The organism is Psychrobacter sp. P11F6, assembly GCF_001435295.1.
In the GTDB taxonomy this organism is placed as follows: domain Bacteria; phylum Pseudomonadota; class Gammaproteobacteria; order Pseudomonadales; family Moraxellaceae; genus Psychrobacter.
In genome coordinates, this window is record NZ_CM003594.1 from 2,134,273 (window position 1) to 2,153,748 (window position 19,476).

Annotated in this window: 16 protein-coding genes; 5 read left to right on the forward strand and 11 right to left on the reverse strand. The window is 44.7% G+C overall.

The genetic code is table 11. From position 1 onward, the window contains the following. Positions 1–40: 40 nt before the first annotated feature. Entirely contained in the window at positions 41–949 is a 909-nt protein-coding gene (gene cynR / locus AK822_RS08790) for a transcriptional regulator CynR (protein ID WP_060491357.1), read from the reverse strand. 138 nt (positions 950–1,087) lie between these two features. Here cynR and AK822_RS08795 point away from each other — a divergent pair, with 138 nt between their 5' ends. The 4 genes from AK822_RS08795 to AK822_RS08810 all read left to right on the forward strand — a co-directional run bounded on the left by AK822_RS08795 (position 1,088) and on the right by AK822_RS08810 (position 4,315). Further along, positions 1,088–1,750, forward strand: coding sequence for a carbonic anhydrase (locus AK822_RS08795; protein ID WP_060491358.1), 663 nt, complete (start codon positions 1,088–1,090; stop codon positions 1,748–1,750). Between the two features lie 114 nt (positions 1,751–1,864). Further along, complete coding sequence (gene cynS / locus AK822_RS08800) at positions 1,865–2,335, forward strand: cyanase (RefSeq protein ID WP_060491359.1); 471 nt, start codon at positions 1,865–1,867, stop codon at positions 2,333–2,335. 152 nt (positions 2,336–2,487) lie between these two features. Next, on the forward strand, positions 2,488–3,699 hold the full coding sequence (locus tag AK822_RS08805) for a CynX/NimT family MFS transporter (RefSeq protein ID WP_060491360.1): 1,212 nt from the start codon (positions 2,488–2,490) through the stop codon (positions 3,697–3,699). A 55-nt stretch (positions 3,700–3,754) separates the two neighbouring features. Then, a complete protein-coding gene (locus tag AK822_RS08810; RefSeq protein ID WP_228139002.1) occupies positions 3,755–4,315 on the forward strand; it encodes a GlcG/HbpS family heme-binding protein in 561 nt (186 codons plus the stop codon). 218 nt (positions 4,316–4,533) lie between these two features. Here AK822_RS08810 and AK822_RS08815 read toward each other — a convergent pair whose 3' ends face one another. The 10 genes from AK822_RS08815 to AK822_RS08860 form a co-directional block, all read right to left on the reverse strand. Beyond that, complete coding sequence (locus AK822_RS08815) at positions 4,534–5,280, reverse strand: HAD family hydrolase (RefSeq protein ID WP_060491361.1); 747 nt, start codon at positions 5,278–5,280, stop codon at positions 4,534–4,536. Continuing rightward, positions 5,280–6,422, reverse strand: a complete 1,143-nt coding sequence (locus AK822_RS08820; protein WP_060491362.1) for a TIGR03364 family FAD-dependent oxidoreductase — start codon at positions 6,420–6,422, stop codon at positions 5,280–5,282. Before AK822_RS08820 ends, AK822_RS08815 begins: the two co-directional genes overlap by 1 nt. A 141-nt stretch (positions 6,423–6,563) precedes the next feature. Further along, positions 6,564–7,568 (reverse strand): ABC transporter substrate-binding protein, encoded by a 1,005-nt coding sequence (locus AK822_RS08825; RefSeq protein WP_060491363.1) that lies wholly within the window; start codon positions 7,566–7,568, stop codon positions 6,564–6,566. 102 nt (positions 7,569–7,670) lie between these two features. After that, positions 7,671–9,365 carry an ABC transporter permease family protein gene (locus AK822_RS08830; protein ID WP_060491364.1) on the reverse strand — a complete coding sequence of 565 codons (1,695 nt, stop codon included), beginning with the start codon at positions 9,363–9,365 and terminating at the stop codon, positions 7,671–7,673. Between the two features lie 64 nt (positions 9,366–9,429). Continuing rightward, on the reverse strand, positions 9,430–10,353 hold the full coding sequence (locus AK822_RS08835; RefSeq protein WP_087945612.1) for an ABC transporter ATP-binding protein: 924 nt from the start codon (positions 10,351–10,353) through the stop codon (positions 9,430–9,432). Between the two features lie 443 nt (positions 10,354–10,796). Further along, entirely contained in the window at positions 10,797–12,482 is a 1,686-nt protein-coding gene (locus AK822_RS08840; RefSeq protein ID WP_060491365.1) for an AMP-binding protein, read from the reverse strand. Positions 12,483–12,553: 71 nt separating this feature from the next. Then, on the reverse strand, positions 12,554–13,621 hold the full coding sequence (locus AK822_RS08845; RefSeq protein WP_060492244.1) for a CaiB/BaiF CoA transferase family protein: 1,068 nt from the start codon (positions 13,619–13,621) through the stop codon (positions 12,554–12,556). A 64-nt stretch (positions 13,622–13,685) separates the two neighbouring features. After that, positions 13,686–15,857 (reverse strand): 3-hydroxyacyl-CoA dehydrogenase NAD-binding domain-containing protein, encoded by a 2,172-nt coding sequence (locus AK822_RS08850; RefSeq protein ID WP_060491366.1) that lies wholly within the window; start codon positions 15,855–15,857, stop codon positions 13,686–13,688. A gap of 85 nt (positions 15,858–15,942) precedes the next feature. Then, positions 15,943–17,151 carry an acetyl-CoA C-acetyltransferase gene (locus AK822_RS08855; RefSeq protein WP_060491367.1) on the reverse strand — a complete coding sequence of 403 codons (1,209 nt, stop codon included), beginning with the start codon at positions 17,149–17,151 and terminating at the stop codon, positions 15,943–15,945. 102 nt (positions 17,152–17,253) lie between these two features. Next, positions 17,254–18,405 (reverse strand): acyl-CoA dehydrogenase family protein, encoded by a 1,152-nt coding sequence (locus tag AK822_RS08860; protein WP_060491368.1) that lies wholly within the window; start codon positions 18,403–18,405, stop codon positions 17,254–17,256. Positions 18,406–18,722: 317 nt separating this feature from the next. Between AK822_RS08860 and AK822_RS08865 the strand changes: the two genes are divergently transcribed. Beyond that, positions 18,723–19,361 (forward strand): TetR/AcrR family transcriptional regulator, encoded by a 639-nt coding sequence (locus AK822_RS08865; protein WP_060491369.1) that lies wholly within the window; start codon positions 18,723–18,725, stop codon positions 19,359–19,361. Positions 19,362–19,476 lie beyond the last annotated feature (115 nt).

Sequence of the window (19,476 nt, forward strand, 5' to 3'; positions counted from 1 at the left end):
TTGCCTATCTTATCGTGACCGTTCGTTTTTTAAGTTTATTCTATTTGAAAAACAGTGCATTGGATTCAACCGTGTTCGAACAAACCTCATGTGCCAACGCAACAAACGCCTTGGTAGCAGCGCTCTGATACGCGCCTTTTCGTTGTAGTAATACCGCTGTACGCTGGAGCAAAGACGGCGCTAAGGTAATCGCCACCAGCTCATCATAATTATGAGCGATGTTGGAAGGTAATAAGGTGGTCAGTTGGGTATGGCGAACCATTTCGATCACTGCGCTGAGCGAATTTGCCTCCATCAGTACGTTTGGCGCAATGTCATGCTGGCGACAATAATGCTCAATCTGTTCGCGCGTGGCAAATTCGCGGCTCAGCAATACCAGTGACTGCGCGTTTAGCGTTGGCAAATCAATCGCCGCTTGCTTGGCAAGAGGGTGATGTTTACTAACAACCAGTGCGAGCGTCTCTATCAGCAAGGTTTGTGTATCGATATCGGCAGACTGCACATCTTCAAAAGCAATACCCACATCAAACTCATCATCGAGTATTTGCTTTTCCATCTGCTCCTGTGACATCTCCTGCACGCTTAGCGTGAGGCTCGGATAACGAGTATGAAATGCTTTGATTAAAGGTCCAAGCAAATACGTGGTAAAGGTAGGCGTAATCGCAATCCGCAACGCACCGCGACTGAGATCCTGCACATCGTGAATGGCGCGCCGTCCTTCCTCCAAATCCTGCAAGGCTCTATGGGCATAGCGCGCATAGACGTCACCGGCATCGGTCAATGTGACACGGCGACCAGAGCGATCAAATAAAGTCGCGCCTAGACCTTCTTCCAACTGTTTAATCTGCTGTGATAACGCCGGCTGTGACACGTACAAAGACGCTGCTGCTTGGGTAAAGCTTTGGTGCTCTGCCACTGCCAAGAAATACTTAATGTGCCGAAGAATCATGGGTCATCTCGTGTGGATTAGGGATTGATCAAGGTTTTCTCATAAGTAATTATTATCGACATCATAATATACTAGTATTTTACCTTATAACGATAGCGGCGTATCATTCCTTTCATCAACTACACAGAGACCAACGCGATGAAAGATATTATTGAAGGTTTTCTAAAATTTCACAGTGACGCCTATCCTAAGCGCGCCGATTTATTCAAAAATTTGGCGACCAAACAAAACCCGCGCACGCTGTTTATTTCTTGTTCAGACAGCCGCTTAGTGCCCGAGCTTGTTACTCAACACGAACCCGGTGGTCTGTTTGTGATTCGCAATGCGGGCAACATTGTGCCTTCTTATGGTCCTGAGCCTGGTGGTGTATCGGCGTCAGTTGAGTACGCCGTTACCGCTTTAAAAGTCACGGATGTGGTGATTTGCGGGCACTCAGACTGCGGCGCAATGACCGCCATTGCTAATTGCACCTGCATGGATCATATGCCAGCGGTAGGCAGCTGGCTACGCTACGCTGACTCAGCACGGGTGGTCAATGAAGCCCGTGAACATGACAGTGATAGCGAGCGGGTCGCCTCTATGGTTCGTGAAAATGTCATCGCTCAAATCGAAAATATCAAAACCCATCCTTCGATACGTTTGGCGCTAAGAGAAAATCGTTTGGCACTACATGGCTGGGTTTACGATATCGAGTCCGGTGATATCGATGCCTTAGATGGCGTGACCAATGAATTTGTCTCATTGGCCACGCACACTGAGGTTCGCGCTTATCCGATATCGCCACTTGCAGTCGCCGTTTAGCGTGTCATGACAAGTTATTACCGATATTAATAAACCAGCACAAACCTAATTAACCCCTATGATTCGCAAGAGTCATTAGCCCAATAACCACTAACAATCTTAAAAGGTATTATTATGATTCAGTCTCAAGTGAGCAACACCGCACGCCAAACATTAACGGATACCATCATTGCTGCCAAAGCGGCAAAAAATCTCTCCTTTGAGCAAATCGCTTCAGGAACAGGCTTGAGTGATGTCTTTGTCACTGCCGCTTTACTAGGTCAGCATCCGCTACCTGCTGATGCCGCCCAAAAAGTTGGTGAAACTTTAGGACTTGATGAGGACGCCATCGCGTTACTACAATGCATTCCATCACGAGGCAGCGTTGGTAGTGAGATTCCTACTGACCCGACAATTTACCGTTTTTATGAGATGATGCAGGTATATGGCACCACGCTAAAAGCCTTGGTTCATGAGCAATTTGGTGATGGTATCATCAGTGCCATTAATTTCAAAATGGATATCAAAAAAGTGGCTGATCCTGAAGGTGGTGACCGCGCAGTGATTACTCTAGATGGTAAGTTCCTACCGTTCAAACCTTTTTAAATGATGCATTAAATAGCAGTTTAATCAGCGGTTTTTAAAAGTAGCACTTATTGAAAAAGTCGACGTTCGGCATATAGTGACGTCGGCTTTTTTGGCGACTCAGGCGGTGATTTTTTGGTACTGCCTTTCTTAATACGGATTTTATATTATTCATGAGTACCGATCATATCTCCTCCACGGCGCGTTCGTCGATACTGACCTTGTTGTTTCCTATGCTGGTGATTGCTGGGTTGGCGATGACGCTGCGCCCAACGATCACTTCTACTGGTCCGTTGCTGACAGAGATTCGCCTAAGCACAGGTATGGGTTTGCAAGCCGCCTCTTTATTGGTGGTGCTGCCGATGCTGTGTATGGGTATATTTCCGCTACTGTTGCCTTGGATTGGGCGACGATTTAGTGAAAGCGCGTGGATCACAGGCGGTCTGTTTTCGATTGCCTTAGCGGGTTTATGGCGCTTGTGGTTAGATACTGGAGGGACGCTAATTGCCAGTGCCTTAGTAGGCGGCACGGGTATCGCCATCGTGCAAGCAATGGCACCTGGTGTAGTTAAGCGTTGGTATCCTGCGCGTGTACCACTTGCTATGGGCGTTTACTCTGCTGCACTGATGACTGGTGGCGGGGTTGCCGCTATCTTGAGTCCGGTAGTCGCTCAACATTACGGCAGTTGGCAATCCGGTTTGGGTATTTGGCTGATAGTGCCAGTTTGTGCCCTCGTGCTGTGGTGGCGGCGCCCCTCTGAGCAGATAGAAAATCGAGACGATGGGGTAAAAATCAACTTTTTTGGCAATCGCCGTGCTTGGCTATTGGCAAGTTATTTTGGTCTGGCAAACGCCGGATATGCTTGTATGATTGCATGGTTGCCAAGCTATGCGCAGACTTTGGGCTGGAGCGCGCAAAATAGTGGCGAGCTGATCGGTATCATGACGATTTTTCAGGTCGTTGGTGCTCTGGTTATTCCAATGTTGTCCGCTCATCGTCTCGACCGCCGACCTTGGTTGTTTTTTGCCGTAGGCATACAAATCGCTGGATTTATAGGTTTGATTACCATGCCGACAGCTTTGCTCATCTTGTGGATTGCCTTGATTGGCTGTGGTCTTGGTGCCTGCTTTTCATTGACACTGACCGTCGCGTTAGATCATTTGTCAAAACCCAAACTCGCTGGGGCACTGGCAGCATTTGTCCAAGGCATTGGCTTTATTATTACCGCCATCGCGCCTTATATCGCAGGTGTGCTACGCGAGTCGATTGGCAGTTTTCAAGCGGTTTGGTGGATGCTATTGATCAGCCTTATCGGTATGCTGTTTGTCACCATCAAGTTTGCCCCAGCAAGTTATCATCAGGCAATTAGCTTGTCTAAGCTTTGATTAAGGCGTATTGAGTCACGTCATGCGATATTCAAAACAACCTCAAGGATTAACTATGAAAGGATTGATTATGAAAAAACTCGTTATCTATGCCGCGCTTGCAACTTCACTGTTGTCCATCTCCGCGTGTGCCAACACCTCACACTCACAGTATCAAGTTCAAGCAATTAAACCAAACGTAATAACTCAAGGAGCAGAGATGGCAACCATTCCATTATTGACTGGCGAGATGGCACAAAACATGGTGAATGCCGCTGCATTAGAAGCCAAAAACAACAATTTGATGGTATCTGTGACCGTCGTTGATGCCTCTGGACAAACCTTAGCAGTGCTCAGAGATCACCGCGCTGGCGTGCATACCGTGCGTGCCAGTTATAAAAAAGCCTATACCGCAAACTCACAAAAAAGAGAAACGGCGGTCATCGCAAAAGGCATCAAAGACGGCACGATTCCTGAAGACCTACGCTATCTGGATGAAAACATCCTTATCTTAGATGGCGGCGTACCCATTTATATCGATGGTATCGTAGTCGGTGGTATCGGGGTGGGCGGCGCACATGGCAGCGAAGATGTACACATCGCCAAAGCAGGTCTAAAAGCATTAGAGCAGCATTAGCGCGGGCTAAAGTTTTAAGACAAATATTCCACATATTAGGCTGTTTGAAAATTGATAAGCCTGCCTGTCCTTATGTTTATCGTTACTTCTATAAAAGCAGAAGGAGAGAAACCATCTAATGATTTCTCTCCTTCTGAAATGCGCCATTAAAGTAGCCCATGTCTTAATCTAGCCATTTTTAGCCCATATAGATGCCTCAATTAAATTGAGGACATACTCTAGATCAATGCCGCTAAATCCGTGAGCTGCTCAAGCACGACATCTGGTGAATATTTCTCCAGTTGCACATGGGTTTGAGCACCAGTAAGCACCCCAACACATAGACCACAATGGGCGTTTCTGCCTTCTTCGATATCGATACCGCTGTCCCCTGCTTTCAGTACCTGTTGCGAATGCTCAACCCCAAACTTGTCCATAGCAAGGGTAATCATATCTGGTGCAGGACGACCATTGTGCACATCATCCGCTGTAATCAAAGCATCAATATCACGACCCACTGACCATCCTAAAAGGGTCAATATCTTATTGGCAGTCTGAATATCGTAGCCGGTATTTAGCACGACTTTTCTACCTGACTGCTTTAACTGATTGAAAAAGTCTAGCATACCATCGAAGGTTGCTACCGTGTCCTTGGTATAGGCTGATGCCAACGCGGATTTAAACGTATTAAAGGCAGCATCCGTCCATTTTTCACTATCAGCGGTCGCGGTATTGTCATTTTTGCATACTTCATTGAGTATATCGCTAATGGCTTGTCGCTTTTCTTTGCCAGCCCCAAACTCTAAACACACCTCTAGATTAACCTGAATGTCTGTTTGACCAACCTGTTGTAGGGTGTGATTGATCGCATCACATACGGTCTTATAAACCAAATTGTTTTCATTGACGGTCGTGCCTGCCATATCAAAGACACACAGTTTGATCGCGTCGAATGGCGCTTTGATACGATGAATATCTGTATTCATTATTTTGACTCCAATACTAAATTAATTAACTCTTCACCAAAGGCAAATCCCGTTGATGCGCCTGTGCCGCTTGTGATGGTACCGATGGCAACTCCTGATTCTGGTGATGCTTTAAACACGACATTGTCGGCACTTGGATAGACCCCTAACCAGTGCTGAGTGATGTCTACCTCACCGATATCCATGACTTTTTTGAACTCGTTGATGATTAAGTTATCTTGATAAGTGTCTCTAAAGGGCAGCTCTTTATCACAGTAATCATGACTGTCACCAATGATAAGTGAGCCATCCGCTGATTGAACAACGATTAAGTGTACGCCAGCCTTGCGTTCAGCAGCTTGGGTGTCATCTAGTAAGCTGATAAGCGCACGGGCTTCTGGTAGCTGGGCAAACCCATCATAACGAGCAAAACTCAGATCTGACATGACAGCAGCATTTAGTTTGAACGCTTGCCTTGGCATCACGCGCATCATATTGAGGGTACAGAGTTTGGCATCAGACTGCGCTAAAATATCAGGATATAAGCCCTGTAAATCTGCCCCAGGACAGATCACACAATGCGCCGTATGTAATGTCCCTCGACTGGTATGAACAGTGGGCAAGTCAACCACCTGAACCGTGGTTTTGTTATAAAAATCCACGCCATGCACTTGTGCTAACCAGTCCGCCAATTTGCCAATCGCGGTATTTGACTCGACTCTCAGCTCGTGCGGGCTATATAAAACGCCCAAACCTGTTCTAAGATAAGGCGTCTGCTCCTGTATTTCTGATTGGCTCAATAAGCGACAGGACTCGCCCATTTCATTCTTCAAAAATGCTTCGGCAACGCTCATCGCTTCAGGGCGCTGAACCAGCATGTGCAGACCGGTATGCTCAACCTTGATACCGGCTTTTGGCGCGATATCCGCCCAGATATTGCGTGAGTGCATGGCACGTTGCCAATGTTCACCGCTACGCTGACCACTAACCGTCACAAAGCCAAAGTTACGAATCGAGGCATCTTTATTCTGTGCTTCACGCTCTACCAGCGCCACTTTCAGCCCTTTTTTTACGGCAGCATAAGCGCTGGCAAGACCAACGATACCGCCCCCAACGACGACCACATCATACTGTTTATTTGATAATTTACTTGTCCCTATCATAGCTTTTTTCTTCTTTATGATTGATTACAAATGATACTCAATTTATGTTTTAGCGGCTCAATCCATGTTTTAAGGATTTCACTAGCCAATGAAATAGTGCATTTGAACAATGACTACTCATCACGGTTTTTATGGATTCATTTACGGTTCAGTTTGTCCATGGAAAAACGCTCTGTGCTTGTCTAGCAGCTCAGCCGTCAGTGGCTCGCCGTACGTTTTACTGTTTTTTATTTGATTGTCAGGAGCGACTGTTTCACCGTCATAAATCACATTTGGGTATATCGTTAATAATTTTGGACGCGCATTTTTAACAATGATTTCAGCCATTTTCATCGCATTTGGATTGGTGTTCTCGCCTTTATCAATAACGGCTACCGATTCCGTTAGCGTATAATTTCCTTCACTTGGGTCAACATAATCAATGGGCAAGCCTTGTGCTTTGTTTGCGATTGCTTGATGACGCAAGCCAAAACCAATCGGCACCTCACCTGCCATCACTTTTTTGATCGGACCTGAGCCTGACAACTCCAAGTTTGGACCCGCATTGGTGCGGATATCGTTCATAATTTTCTGCCCTTCAGCGCCCATTCCATAAGTAGCGGTGACGTCTTGAATAAAGAGCCAACCTGTCGATGAGCCATTAGGATCCACCATCGCAATTTTATTTTTGTAGATCGGGTTTGCCAAATCCTTGGCACTGGTTGGTCTGGGCAGATTTTGCGCCGCCATCTCTTTTGTGTTTAAAATAATAGCGCCCGTAAAGCCCAGTATTGGTGCATAGTAATTTGGGACCGCCACTTGCGGGTCAACGTCAAAGGTCAATTCTTTAAACATAGGATGCTTGGCTTGGGCGCTTTCTAAGTAGAACGAGCTCATCGTCACCATATCAGCCTCTGTATTATCGCCTTCTGCCAGCAAACGCCCACCCAACTCCCCTGTCCCAAAAGACTGAAAGACATACTGACCTTCATAGCCTGCTTCGTCTAAAACCTCTTGGATGACCTCGACCGCTTCTTCGTCGGCATTGCTATAAATGACCACTTCTTCGACGTTGCTAGAAGCACCTCCTTCCGACTCAGGTGAACTACAACCTGCTAAGACGATCCCACACGCGAAACTTGCCACTAACGTTTTAAATAAAAACATTATTTGTCCTATTATTTGTTGAGGTTTTAATAATGAAAAAGTTGTTGCTTAAAATATAAAACGAAAATAAGTCTTATCAATGCGCTTGACCGATGAGTAAGACTAAGAAGACGTTGGTACCACCATTGACTTAGGTTTTTTCTTGGTTTTTATTGCCGTTGTACCAGAGAGCCTTTTGCTATAAATATGACGGACAATAGCAAACAACATCAGTGCGCCAATATTAGTCAGCAATATCATTAGTGACAGGATAAAAATCTCATCGAAGCGCGCAAAGTGCTGTAGCTCGACTATCTTGGTGGTGAGTACCATGGTTTTGGCACCTGAAATAAAGATAACCGCGCTAATCGTCACCATGGCACTGATAAAATAGAATGAAGCGACTTCAATCAGCGTAAAAAACGAATTGGGCACGACGATGCGGCGTAACGATGTAAACCATGAGTCACCCAACAGACCAGCCGTCGTCTCCCAGCCCAAATTCATTTTAGACAGTGCGTTTTTACTCATTAAATAAGGCGTGGCAAAGTAATGAATGATGTTGCTAATCACGATGATAAAAATAGTATTGGCGACCGCCGACCCCGAAAACACCATCAAATAGGCAATACCTACGACCATTCCAGGCACCGTATTGGTTACCAATGCTGAGCTTTCAATACTGAATTTACCCAGTTTAAACAGGCTTGAGCGCTCGTATAACAGGGCTGAAAAATACGTAATCAAGGTGCCAAACACCGCCGTTAATACCGCCACAAGTAATGAGTTTTTATAGACCCGCATCAGATTGGCAGACTCTAAAGCCTCGCTGACAATCTCGGTGGTGAAGACCATCTGATAAGGCCATGACTTAATCCATGGGATAATGAATATCACGGCGAATACCAGTAACAGTGAGGCTAAAATCACACTCGATAACACCGCCAAAACACGGTCTTTGATTTTTGAGGTGGGCAGATCAATCATTTCAACTGAGTCATAGCGCACATTGAAGCGTGCCACGTACCATAGTATGGCGATGCTTAGGATGGATGGCACCAGCATAAATAACGCAACCACTGCCCCTTTTTCGAATGACGGTGACGCGCCTAAGATTTGGGTATAAAGCTCAGTGGCGATGACGCTATATTGCCCCCCAATCGACGCTGGAATACCAAAGTCTGTAAAGGCTAAAAAGAAACATTGAATCATCGCTGCTGCAAAGGTACCGATTAGAGGGCGCACCACAGTCATATCAAACTGGCGATAAGGAGAGTCTCCCATCAACTCTGATACAACGACGAACTTTTTGTCCAAATACTGGAACGTATTGTTCAATAATAAAAAAGCAATGGGCAAGGTATAAATGGTATAACCAAGCCACATGCCATAAAAGCCATATATGTCCTCAAACAGCTGAAAGCCAAGAATCTGAGTAAGCAAGCCTTGTTTACCAAAAGTATAAATAATGGCAAAGCCGTAGGTTACGGTTGGCAACAACATAGGAAATAATGCCGCCAGCTTAATAAATTGTTTAAAACTTTTGGGCAAATTGGTCCAATGCACGGTATAAGCCAAAATAAAGCCCAAAAACGTCGCGCTAAGCGCACTCATCGTCGCCACAAAAAAGCTGTTTTGCATGGTCTGCAAAAAGCCATCACTGCTCAAAATACTGGTGTAGTTTTCTAGCCCTAATGCATCACCGACATTCAAAGACAGTGCCAGCAGTTTGACTAATGGCACAAACATAAACATGACGAATAAAACAGCAACGAATAGCCAAATTGCTTTTATGAGGGGTGAATTGCTCAATTTCATAAATATCCAAGACGATCAAATGGTCAAATACGGTCATTCACGGCATTTTTATTTTTAATCAATATTAATTGATGGTGGCATCTTTTCGTTTTTGCTGATGACTGTCTTTGATAACGTTAAGATCGTCGGTATTGTCGATAATGTCCATACCATCGATATCGTCATAACGATGAGTCACCTCACTGTCATTCTGACCGTAATGTTGGCGCTGGGTATACTTGCTTAAGGGATCGATAGTTGCGCCATCATCCGCGAATAAACTTAAGATATTGCGACGCTTAATATTGAGCTGATTGAGAATGAAGTTTTTGACAAAATCATTGGCTGGGTTGCGAATGATTTCCGTTGGTGTCGCGAACTGTGCCACTTTGCCATCTGAGAGCAGTAAAATACGATCAGATAACGTCATGGCTTCTTCTGGATCATGAGTGACTATTAAAGTCGTCAACTGATAGCGAACGGAAATCTCGCGAATACGTGCTTTGATGGTTTCTTTGATGACACCATCTAGCGCAGATAAAGGCTCATCTAATAACAGAATTTTAGGCTTCATCACCAAAGTGCGTGCGAGTGCCACGCGTTGCTTTTGACCACCAGACAATTGGCTGATGCGTTTATTTAGGTGGGCTTTGATATCGAGTAAGTCGACCAGTTCATCGACTTCTGCTTGCGTACTAATATGGGGATTATTGCGTAGACCGTATTCGATGTTTTGTTTGACATTTAGATTGGGGAACAGTGCATAGTCTTGAAAGACAATATTGAAGCCTCTTTTTTTCATCGGCACTCGTGTAATGTCTTCGCCGTTATAAGCAAGACGACCGCCATTGATACCTGTCAAACCTAAGATAATATGCAATAAAGTCGTTTTACCACAGCCAGAAGGCCCTAAGATTGAGACGATTTCGCCCTTATTAATTTTGAGGGAAATATCTTCAAAGATGACTTTATTCTCATACTTTTTCGTCACACCTCTAAGCTCTAACATATCAACCAACCTGATCATTTATTATTTGTATTGCCTAGGTCAGCAGTGTAGCCAGTAGTTGTGACATTTTGGTTAAAGAGCCATGACAATACGATGACATCAAACAACGTTAGGGCGTGTCCTCAATTCAATCAATTACTCTCTAAATGGGCTAAAAATGGCTAAATTTTGTTAAACATCGTCAAATAGCTTATTAATATCTCGATATTAACGGCGCTATCTTCCTTATTTGACGGCAATTTATCTCATTTTTATCACCATTTTTAAAATGAGGACACGCCCTAGATAAAGTATCGAAAACAATCCCATGAGCATTTTTCAAAATATAAGACCCCATTTAATACCATTAAATGAGGTCTTCTAAAAACAGAAAGCCTGCCAATAGATGACAGACAAAATGCGTTAAACGTAGATGTTATTGATGAGAGTCTGTTGAGTAGTTGTTACGCTTCATGAGCCAATTTTCTCAGCTTGTGACGCAGTATTTTTCCGACAGTTGATTTGGGTAACTCGTCTATGAATTCAATATGGCGCGGGCATTTATAGGCGGCCAGATTTGCTTGGCACAGCGCTTTAATATCATCCTCATTTAAGCTGTCATCAGATTTTACAACGTAGGCTTTGACCGACTGACCCTGCAACTTATCATCGATACCCACCACTGAACATTCGGCAACCTTAGGGTGCTCCTCAATGATGTTTTCTACTTCGTTAGGATAAACGTTGAAACCACTGACGATAATCATGTCTTTTTTACGGTCATATATCTTAATAGCACCCTGCTCGTTCATAGACGCAATATCACCTGTTTTTAAGTAACCATCAGCGGTAAAAAACGTCGTATTGTCAATATTATGATAATGAGTAATGACGTTGTCACCTTTGATACACATCTCACCAACTTCATTTATGGCGAGAATATTTCCATCGTCATCACGGATATTGATATCGACACTAGGCAGTGGTAACCCTACATTGCCACTATATTCAGTGCTATTAAATGGATTGGCGGTACCCACGCCTAGCGTCTCAGACATACCCCAGCCTTCGAGGATAGGCAGACCTGTGACTTCACGCCAGCGCTTAGCGGTTTCAGGAGTCGCTGCCATACCACCAACTACAGTTAATTGGCATGCAGAAAAATCCAGCTCCTTAAATTTGGGATTCATCAGCAGGGCTTGGAACAAAGTATTGACACCAGGCAATAGATGAAAAGGACGCTTGCGCAATATCTTGATAAACCCTTCAATATCACGTGGATTGGTAACCAGTGTGAGATGCTGACCCACACTCAACCCAACTATTGAGCAGATAAACGCATAAATATGATACAGCGGTAAAGCGACAATGGTATTTATTTGAGTACTATCAGACATGGCGTCATAGACTGGCTTGAACCATTCGACAAACTGGTAAGTGGCGGTCACAACATTTTGATTGGTAATCAAGATGCCTTTGGCAACGCCTGTCGTACCGCCGGTATATTGCAGCATTAATAAGTCGTCCGCTTGAATGGTAGGACGAGAATAGCTTAATTTTTTGGCGCGTTTTAAAACGGATTTATAGCGAATCACGGTATAACGAGAATTGGATTTCAACTGATAACGGGGAATGGCTTTTTTGACATATTTGGCAGCGATATTAACAAGCGCACCTTTCACTACTCCTAACATATCGCCAATCTTGCTGATGACCACGGTTTTAACAGGCGTGTCTTTGATGATTTTCTCTAACGTTTTGCAAAATGGTTCTAATATAAATAATACAGCAGTATCTGAATCAGCCAATTGATGTCTCAATTCACGAGGACTATACAGCGGATTGATGAGCGTTGTGACCATACCAGCACGAATTGCTCCTATGACAATAGGCAGGTACTGGTTGACATTGGGCATCATGATGCCTATGACCGAACCCTTTGCTAGACCCAGACTTTGAATCCAAGCCGCAATAGCCAATGACAGGCTATCCACTTGCCCATAAGTATAAGTAACACCCATGTTGGTGATAAATTCATGGCTGGCATATTCTGTTAATTTGTCATCAAACATGTCAATCAATGTATTATGTGGCGGCGTTATCTGTGCATGTATCCCTTTAGGATAATGCTGCGTCCAAAACTGATCCATAACTTACCTTCCTTGGTAATCAACTTATGAAAAACTCAATGGCTTTGAAGCATTTCTCATAAAAAACCTAGCTACTGAACCTGCTGCCATCCTGACGTTGCATCATACGCATCTTGATGGGCAAATAAGGGATGTGCTTTTGCTTCACTGAGGCTAAGCACAGGGGTGACACAGACATCAACGAGCGCAAAAACTTGCTGCCAATGCTCAAGTGTTTGACTGGCAAATTTATCGCTTACCGTCTTAGCCGCCGCTTGGCTTTCACAGGTATTTGGCATAACCCCAAGTTGCCAATGGCTATTTTTGAGCGCAGACAAATCCAATACTTCACACAAGCCCTGCCAAAATTTCAGCTCTAGCGAACCAACGGCCATATAGCGTGCATCTGAGGTTTTGTATAGGCGATAGCAAGGCAATAACCCACCCAAAAAATCATGCTGCGGTGCTGGTTGTTGTCCTGAAAAGCTTTTCACCAGTGTTCCGGTTGCCTTTGGCATGATCATATGCTGATACAAGCTGTGCGTCATACTAACGGTAACATGACGACCTTTGCCCGTCCGCTGGGCGGCGAATACAGCAGCTAGCAGTGCAATCACAGCGGTATCACTGCCGCCTGCCAAATCTGCAAATTGAACGTTAGGCATCGCCTGCTCGCCATCTGCCGTTTTTAGTTGGTCTAAAACACCGCTCATCGCCATAAAGTTAATATCATGACCAGCTTTATCAGCCCAGTCATGATTAATCTCAGTTTTCGAATCGCTAGATGCCAAACCGTAACCAGTAATCGATACCATGACCAATTTTGGATTAATCGCATGCAATGTTTTGGCATCTAGCCCCATACCTTTTAGGACGCCAGGGCGAAAGCTGTCAAACAGCACATCAGCATCTTTAAGATGCGCTTTGATAGCAGCAATACCTTGAGGATCGCGGAAGTCATGACTTTCAGTAGTTTTACCATGATTCAATACTTTAAACAATTCGCCAAAGGCTCTGGCAGGATCACCATTTTTAGGTTCAATCTTAATGATTTCTGCGCCCAAATCTGCAAGCAAACGTGTGGCAAAGGGTCCCGGTAAATTACGAGTCAAATCAACGACGCGCAGCCCTTGTAAGCAATCTGCCATTAAATCTATCATTGAACCAGTGCTCGTATTAGTCACAGAATCAAGCATAGAATGAATCGTAGAATTAACCATCAGCTCAGTCATCAGAAAACACCTCACCTTTATCTGCCATGTCTAGCACAATCTGTGCTGGCTCAAAACGCTCACCGTATTGAGCCGCGAGTTCACGACTACGGGTGATGAACGCCTCTAACCCCATGGCATTGATGAACTGTAGCGTACCGCCTTGATGTGGCGCAAAGCCCCAACCAAAAATGGAGCCGACATTGGTATCAGCGACAGAGCGCACGACGTTTTCTTGATAACATTTAGCAGATTCGTTGGCTTGGATAAACATCAAACGATCGATTAAATCTTGCTGTGATGGCTGCGCGGCTTTTGCAGGGTATAAATTCATCAGCTCAGGCCACAAGTATTTGTCGCCATTATCGGCATACTCATAAAAGCCTTTACCATTTTTTTTGCCCTCGCGATTGTGTTCTTTGACCAGCGTTTTCAGTATCTCGTATGAAGGACGCACAGCAATGGGTTTACCTTCAGCTGCCATATCCAGCTGCTGTTGTTCGCTAACATGCAACGCCAAACTTAATGACACCTCATCTTGCAATGCCAATGGCGGCATGGGCATACCAGTTTTCATGCCAGCAACTTCGATGCTGCGCGGATGGACGCCCTCGCCTAACATCGCCACCCCTTCTGACACATAAGTGCCAAATACTCGTGAGGTATAAAAACCGCGACTGTCATTAACGACGATAGGTGTTTTACCGATTTGCAGCACATAATCAAAGGCTTTTGCTAAAGCGGCGTCATCCGTTTGCTCGCCCATGATAATTTCAACCAGCGGCATCTTATCGACTGGCGAAAAGAAGTGTAGCCCGATAAATTGATTGGGGCGGGTGCTGGCTTTAGCCAATCCAGTAATGGGCAGTGTCGACGTATTAGATGCATAGACAGCCGTGTTAGAAATCACCGCCTCAGACTGCTCAGTACACTTGGCTTTAATCTCACGATTTTCAAACACCGCTTCAATGATAAGGTCACAGTCTGCCAAATCCTCATAAGACACTGTTGGCTTGATGCGATTGAGTAACGCCTGCTTTTTCTCTTCCGTGGAGCGTTTACGACTAATGACTTTATCCAAAATGGTGGCAGAATATGCTTTGCCTTTTTCAGCGCCTGCTATATCAGTGTCGAGGAGTACAACGTTAATCCCCGCCTTTGCAGTGACATAAGCAATGCCCGCGCCCATCATGCCTGCACCTAAAATACCAACTTTTTTGGTTTTATAGTGCTCAAAATCATTTGGACGAGATTGACCTTTTTTAATACTATTCAGCTGAGTCCATAGCGTATTAATCATATTTCTAGATTCAACAGACAGCACACAAGCCGCGAAGTAACGCGACTCAAGCTCAAGTCCCGTATCGATATCCACTAAGCAGCCCTCGAACACGCAAGACATGATATGAGTAATGGCTGGATAATTGCCGTGTGACTTTTGGTTGGCCATGGCAGGTGCAATAGAAAACACTGGCACGATGTTGGGATGCTTACTATCACCGCCGGGAATTTTAAAACCCTTTTTATCCCATGGCTGCTGGGCACTGGGATTGGCTGTAATCCAGTCTGTCGCCTGCTTGAGCATATCTGCTTTGTCAGTGGCAATGGCATCAATTAAACCTATCTCTTTAGCGGCAGTTGGACGCAGCTCTTTCCCTTGGGTCATAAGCTCTAACGCTGATTGAATACCAACCAATCGCGGTAAACGCTGAGTACCTCCACCGCCCGGCAGCAAGCCCAATTTGACTTCAGGTAAACCCAATTTAGTCTTAGGCGAATCAATCGCGATACGATAATGACAGGCCAATGCCAACTCCAAACCACCGCCAAGTGCCGTTCCAGTCATAGCAGCAACGACAGGTTTACCTGATTTCTCTAGTTTGCGTAAGGTAGCTTTTAGGTCTTCGACCAGCTCAAAGGCTTGTTCAGCGGTTTTAATATTAGCCAACTGATCAATATCGGCACCGACCACAAACGTCTCTTTGCCAGAGGTTAAAATCAAACCTTTGGCGGACGCGTCGTTAATAAAGCTGTCAGCCATCACTGCAAAACTATCGGTGAAACCGTCACCGATGACATTCATTTTGCGGCTGCTTTGGTCAATCGTGACGGTGATAATGCCATTATCAGATTCGGCAGAAAAGTGGTTCAATGCATTGATGGCGTCTACGCTGTTTGTGCTCATTTCAAATCCTTTTTATATTATTCTATGTCGATATCAGTCACTAGAAACTAATGACAATCACTAAAATCTATTAGCGCTATCAGCACTATACGCGCTCAATGATAGTAGCGATGCCCATACCACCACCGACACACAAAGTGATCATCGCGGTTTTTAGGTCGCGACGTTCTAATTCATCAAGAACAGTAGTCATGAGCATCGCGCCAGTTGCGCCAAGTGGATGACCCATCGCGATAGCGCCGCCATTGACGTTGACGATATCAAGCGAGATGCCGAAGTCATCGGCAGTATTCAGCGGAACGGCAGCAAAGGCTTCATTGATTTCCCATAGGTCTATATCTGAAGCTTGCATACCTGCTTTTTTGAGCGCTTTTTGGCAGGCAGGCGTTGGCCCTGTCAGCATAATGGCGGGTTCTGAGCCAATGACTGCAGCCATAGTGATTTTAGCACGTGGTTTCAGACCTGCTTTTTGACCAGCAACTGCACTACCGACTAAGCAAATTGCGGCACCATCAACGATGCCTGAAGAATTGCCCGCATGATGCACGTGATTTACTTTTTCAATGGTGGTATATCTGTCCAAGATAACGCTATCAAAGCCCATCTTACCCGGCATAATAAAAGAAGGATTGAGACCTGCTAAGGTTTCGATATTGGTATTAGGACGAATGGTTTCGTCTTTATCCAATAACGTCATGCCATTGATATCCGTGACGGGAACGACCGATTTATCATAATAGCCCTGCTCCCAAGCATGCGCGGCGCGGCGATGTGACTCGGTAGCAAACGCATCAACATCGGTGCGGCTAAAGCCTTTTAGCGTCGCTATGGTATCAGCGCCAACGCCTTGCGGGACAAAATGCGTCGCTTCATTAACCCGTGGATCCATATACCATGCACCGCCATCAGATCCCATCGGTACGCGGCTCATGGACTCAACGCCACCTGCGACTACCATATCCTCCATACCTGACATGATTTTGGCGGCAGCTAGATTGATAGACTCCAGACCTGAGGCACAAAACCGAGATAAAGTGACACCCGCGACACTTTGCGCCCATCCTGCATCAATGACGGCTATACGGGCAATATCAGAACCTTGCTCACCAACGGGCGTCACGCAACCAAGCACCACATCATCAACCAAGCTGGTATCCAAATGGTGGCGCTGTTGCATTTCCTTTAACAAGGTACGGGCAAGCCAAATCGGTGACGACTGATACAAGGAGCCATCCTTTTTGCCTTTACCACGTGGGGTGCGGATAGCATCATAAATGTAAGCAGTCTCAGTCATAAAAATCCCTTTTTATTTTTTGAATAAATAACCATGATGGATGATGGCAATATAATCTATTTCTTAGAATCAAGAAGTAGAACCAAAAAGCAAATCAGCCGCTTACATAAAGCGTGACGCCAGCTCTTTCATGATTTCATTGGTGCCGCCGTATATTTTTTGTACTCGTGCATCAGCATATAGGCGAGCGATTGGGTATTCCGTCATATAACCATAACCGCCAAACAGCTGGACGCATTCGTCTATCACATCACATTGCTTTTGCGTCACCCAATATTTAATCAAAGACGCCTGCGGTACGGTTAATTTGCCCTCTAACATGGCATCGACAGCGGCATCACACATCGTGCTGGCAGCGAGATAATCAGCGTAGCATTCTGCCATTTTGAAGCGCGTATTTTGAAACTTCCAAATAGGCTTACCAAAGGCTTCACGACCTTTGACATAATCTAGGGTCAAATTAATCGCCAGCTTCATCGCACCAACGCCCGTTAAGGCAATAATTAAACGCTCACGTGGCAGCTCTTGCATCATTTGAATAAAACCCATGCCCTCTACTGTACCAAGCAAATTTGTTTGCGGCACACGTACATTGCTGAAAAATAACTCCGAAGTATCTTGTGAAGTCAGACCAATCTTATCGAGATTACGACCACGCTCAAACCCTTCTACTTTGTCCGTTTCTACCACGATAAGCGAAACACCTTGCGCACCTTTTTCACGATCTGTTTTGCACGCGAGCAAAATTAGGTTGGCATGCTGACCATTAGTAATAAAGGTTTTTGAGCCATTAATAATGTAATCATCACCGTCTTTTACGGCATAGGTTTTGATGTTCTGCAAATCTGAGCCAGTACCCGGTTCGGTCATAGCAATCGCAGCCACATACTCACCCGTCGCCATCTTAGGTAGCCATTCTTTTTTCTGTGCTTCCGTACCATGACTCAAGATATAAGGCGCAACAATACCCGAATGTACCATGCCACCGAATCCAGATTGATTGGCCTCAGCCTGCGCATAAAGAAGCGCTGCTTCATGACCAAAGTCACCGCCGCCACCGCCATATTCCTCTGGAATCGATGCACATAAGAAACCCATCGCGCCTGCCTCTTCCCACGCAGCGCGGTCAATCATGCCGTTTTTACGCCACTGCTCATCCTTTGGCTCCCAGCTCTTAAACATTTTAAGCGCGCTGTCATGCACCATTTGATGTTCTTCGGTCATCCAGTTCGGGGTGAATTTTTCAATACTCATATTGTCTGTCCTTGACGATGGGAAGTTGATAATGGCTAGGACGTGTTCCCAATTCAAACGAGGACACGCCCTAATATAAAATACTATTGAGTGTAAACATATTACTTATGGTAATTTTAATTACCGTTATATACAATATAAGCATTCTTTATATTTAATATCATACGAAACTTATACTAGGACAGTAAAAGACAATGCGCAACCTATTAACAAACAATAGTAATTTATATTACCTGTTTCAACTCTAGCTTATTAAGCCGTTAAATAAGACGCTGTAGCACAGTTTAAAAATTCTCACCGCACAGGGATCATCAAGCATGCAATCTACCAATCAGACATCCAGTATGAATACAGCCCGAGCTTTGGCACCCTTATCCGATATGCGCCCTGCTACTTTAGAAAAAATTGAAAAAGCCGTTCGTAAAGTATTTGCAGGTTTTGACTCTAATGAGGTGACCATGGCACAAATTGCAAAATCTGCCAATGTCTCACTACAGACGCTGTATAAATATTTTGGTGATAAGCAAACGCTGTTTTATACCATCATGGATATTGTATTGGGCAGGTTGGCGGCGCGCATCATGGATCATTTGCAAGGTATTGATAGTGTGCAAGATCGGCTGCGCAAGACATTATGGGTTTGTTTTGACTTTGTAGATTCGCATCCTGATGCCGTGATGGTGCTGTCTTCGGTATCGGCATCGCGTATACGTAATATTGCAATTTATGAAAATAAAGAGCTGATTGGCGCATTTTTGAATGTATTAGAAGATGGTCAAAACCGCGGAGTACTAAATGACACCGTGCCCCTTTATATACTTTTTGATGTGTTTATGGGTTTTATCAGTCGTCTTGGCTTGATGCATATCATTCGCCAGACTGACACGCCCATTAATGCAGAGTTTGATGCGTTATTCGTGATTTTATGGCGAGCCATATCAAAGCCTGACATATAGTCAGTTCGATATACAATAACTTGTACGATATTATGAAAATTCATACCAGCCAATTTTTCCATTTCACAATTAAAAATCACAACGAAAAAAGCCTCACTTTGTAGTGAGGCTTTAC

What these genes read in the sequence shown, in the direction of transcription:
- cynR (WP_060491357.1), bottom strand. Translation starts at nt 949, where the DNA reads ATGATTCTTCGGCACATTAAGTATTTCTTGGCAGTGGCAGAGCACCAA.
- AK822_RS08795 (WP_060491358.1), top strand. Translation starts at nt 1,088, where the DNA reads ATGAAAGATATTATTGAAGGTTTTCTAAAATTTCACAGTGACGCCTAT.
- cynS (WP_060491359.1), top strand. Translation starts at nt 1,865, where the DNA reads ATGATTCAGTCTCAAGTGAGCAACACCGCACGCCAAACATTAACGGAT.
- AK822_RS08805 (WP_060491360.1), top strand. Translation starts at nt 2,488, where the DNA reads ATGAGTACCGATCATATCTCCTCCACGGCGCGTTCGTCGATACTGACC.
- AK822_RS08810 (WP_228139002.1), top strand. Translation starts at nt 3,755, where the DNA reads ATGAAAGGATTGATTATGAAAAAACTCGTTATCTATGCCGCGCTTGCA.
- AK822_RS08815 (WP_060491361.1), bottom strand. Translation starts at nt 5,280, where the DNA reads ATGAATACAGATATTCATCGTATCAAAGCGCCATTCGACGCGATCAAA.
- AK822_RS08820 (WP_060491362.1), bottom strand. Translation starts at nt 6,422, where the DNA reads ATGATAGGGACAAGTAAATTATCAAATAAACAGTATGATGTGGTCGTC.
- AK822_RS08825 (WP_060491363.1), bottom strand. Translation starts at nt 7,568, where the DNA reads ATGTTTTTATTTAAAACGTTAGTGGCAAGTTTCGCGTGTGGGATCGTC.
- AK822_RS08830 (WP_060491364.1), bottom strand. Translation starts at nt 9,365, where the DNA reads ATGAAATTGAGCAATTCACCCCTCATAAAAGCAATTTGGCTATTCGTT.
- AK822_RS08835 (WP_087945612.1), bottom strand. Translation starts at nt 10,353, where the DNA reads ATGTTAGAGCTTAGAGGTGTGACGAAAAAGTATGAGAATAAAGTCATC.
- AK822_RS08840 (WP_060491365.1), bottom strand. Translation starts at nt 12,482, where the DNA reads ATGGATCAGTTTTGGACGCAGCATTATCCTAAAGGGATACATGCACAG.
- AK822_RS08845 (WP_060492244.1), bottom strand. Translation starts at nt 13,621, where the DNA reads ATGATAGATTTAATGGCAGATTGCTTACAAGGGCTGCGCGTCGTTGAT.
- AK822_RS08850 (WP_060491366.1), bottom strand. Translation starts at nt 15,857, where the DNA reads ATGAGCACAAACAGCGTAGACGCCATCAATGCATTGAACCACTTTTCT.
- AK822_RS08855 (WP_060491367.1), bottom strand. Translation starts at nt 17,151, where the DNA reads ATGACTGAGACTGCTTACATTTATGATGCTATCCGCACCCCACGTGGT.
- AK822_RS08860 (WP_060491368.1), bottom strand. Translation starts at nt 18,405, where the DNA reads ATGAGTATTGAAAAATTCACCCCGAACTGGATGACCGAAGAACATCAA.
- AK822_RS08865 (WP_060491369.1), top strand. Translation starts at nt 18,723, where the DNA reads ATGCAATCTACCAATCAGACATCCAGTATGAATACAGCCCGAGCTTTG.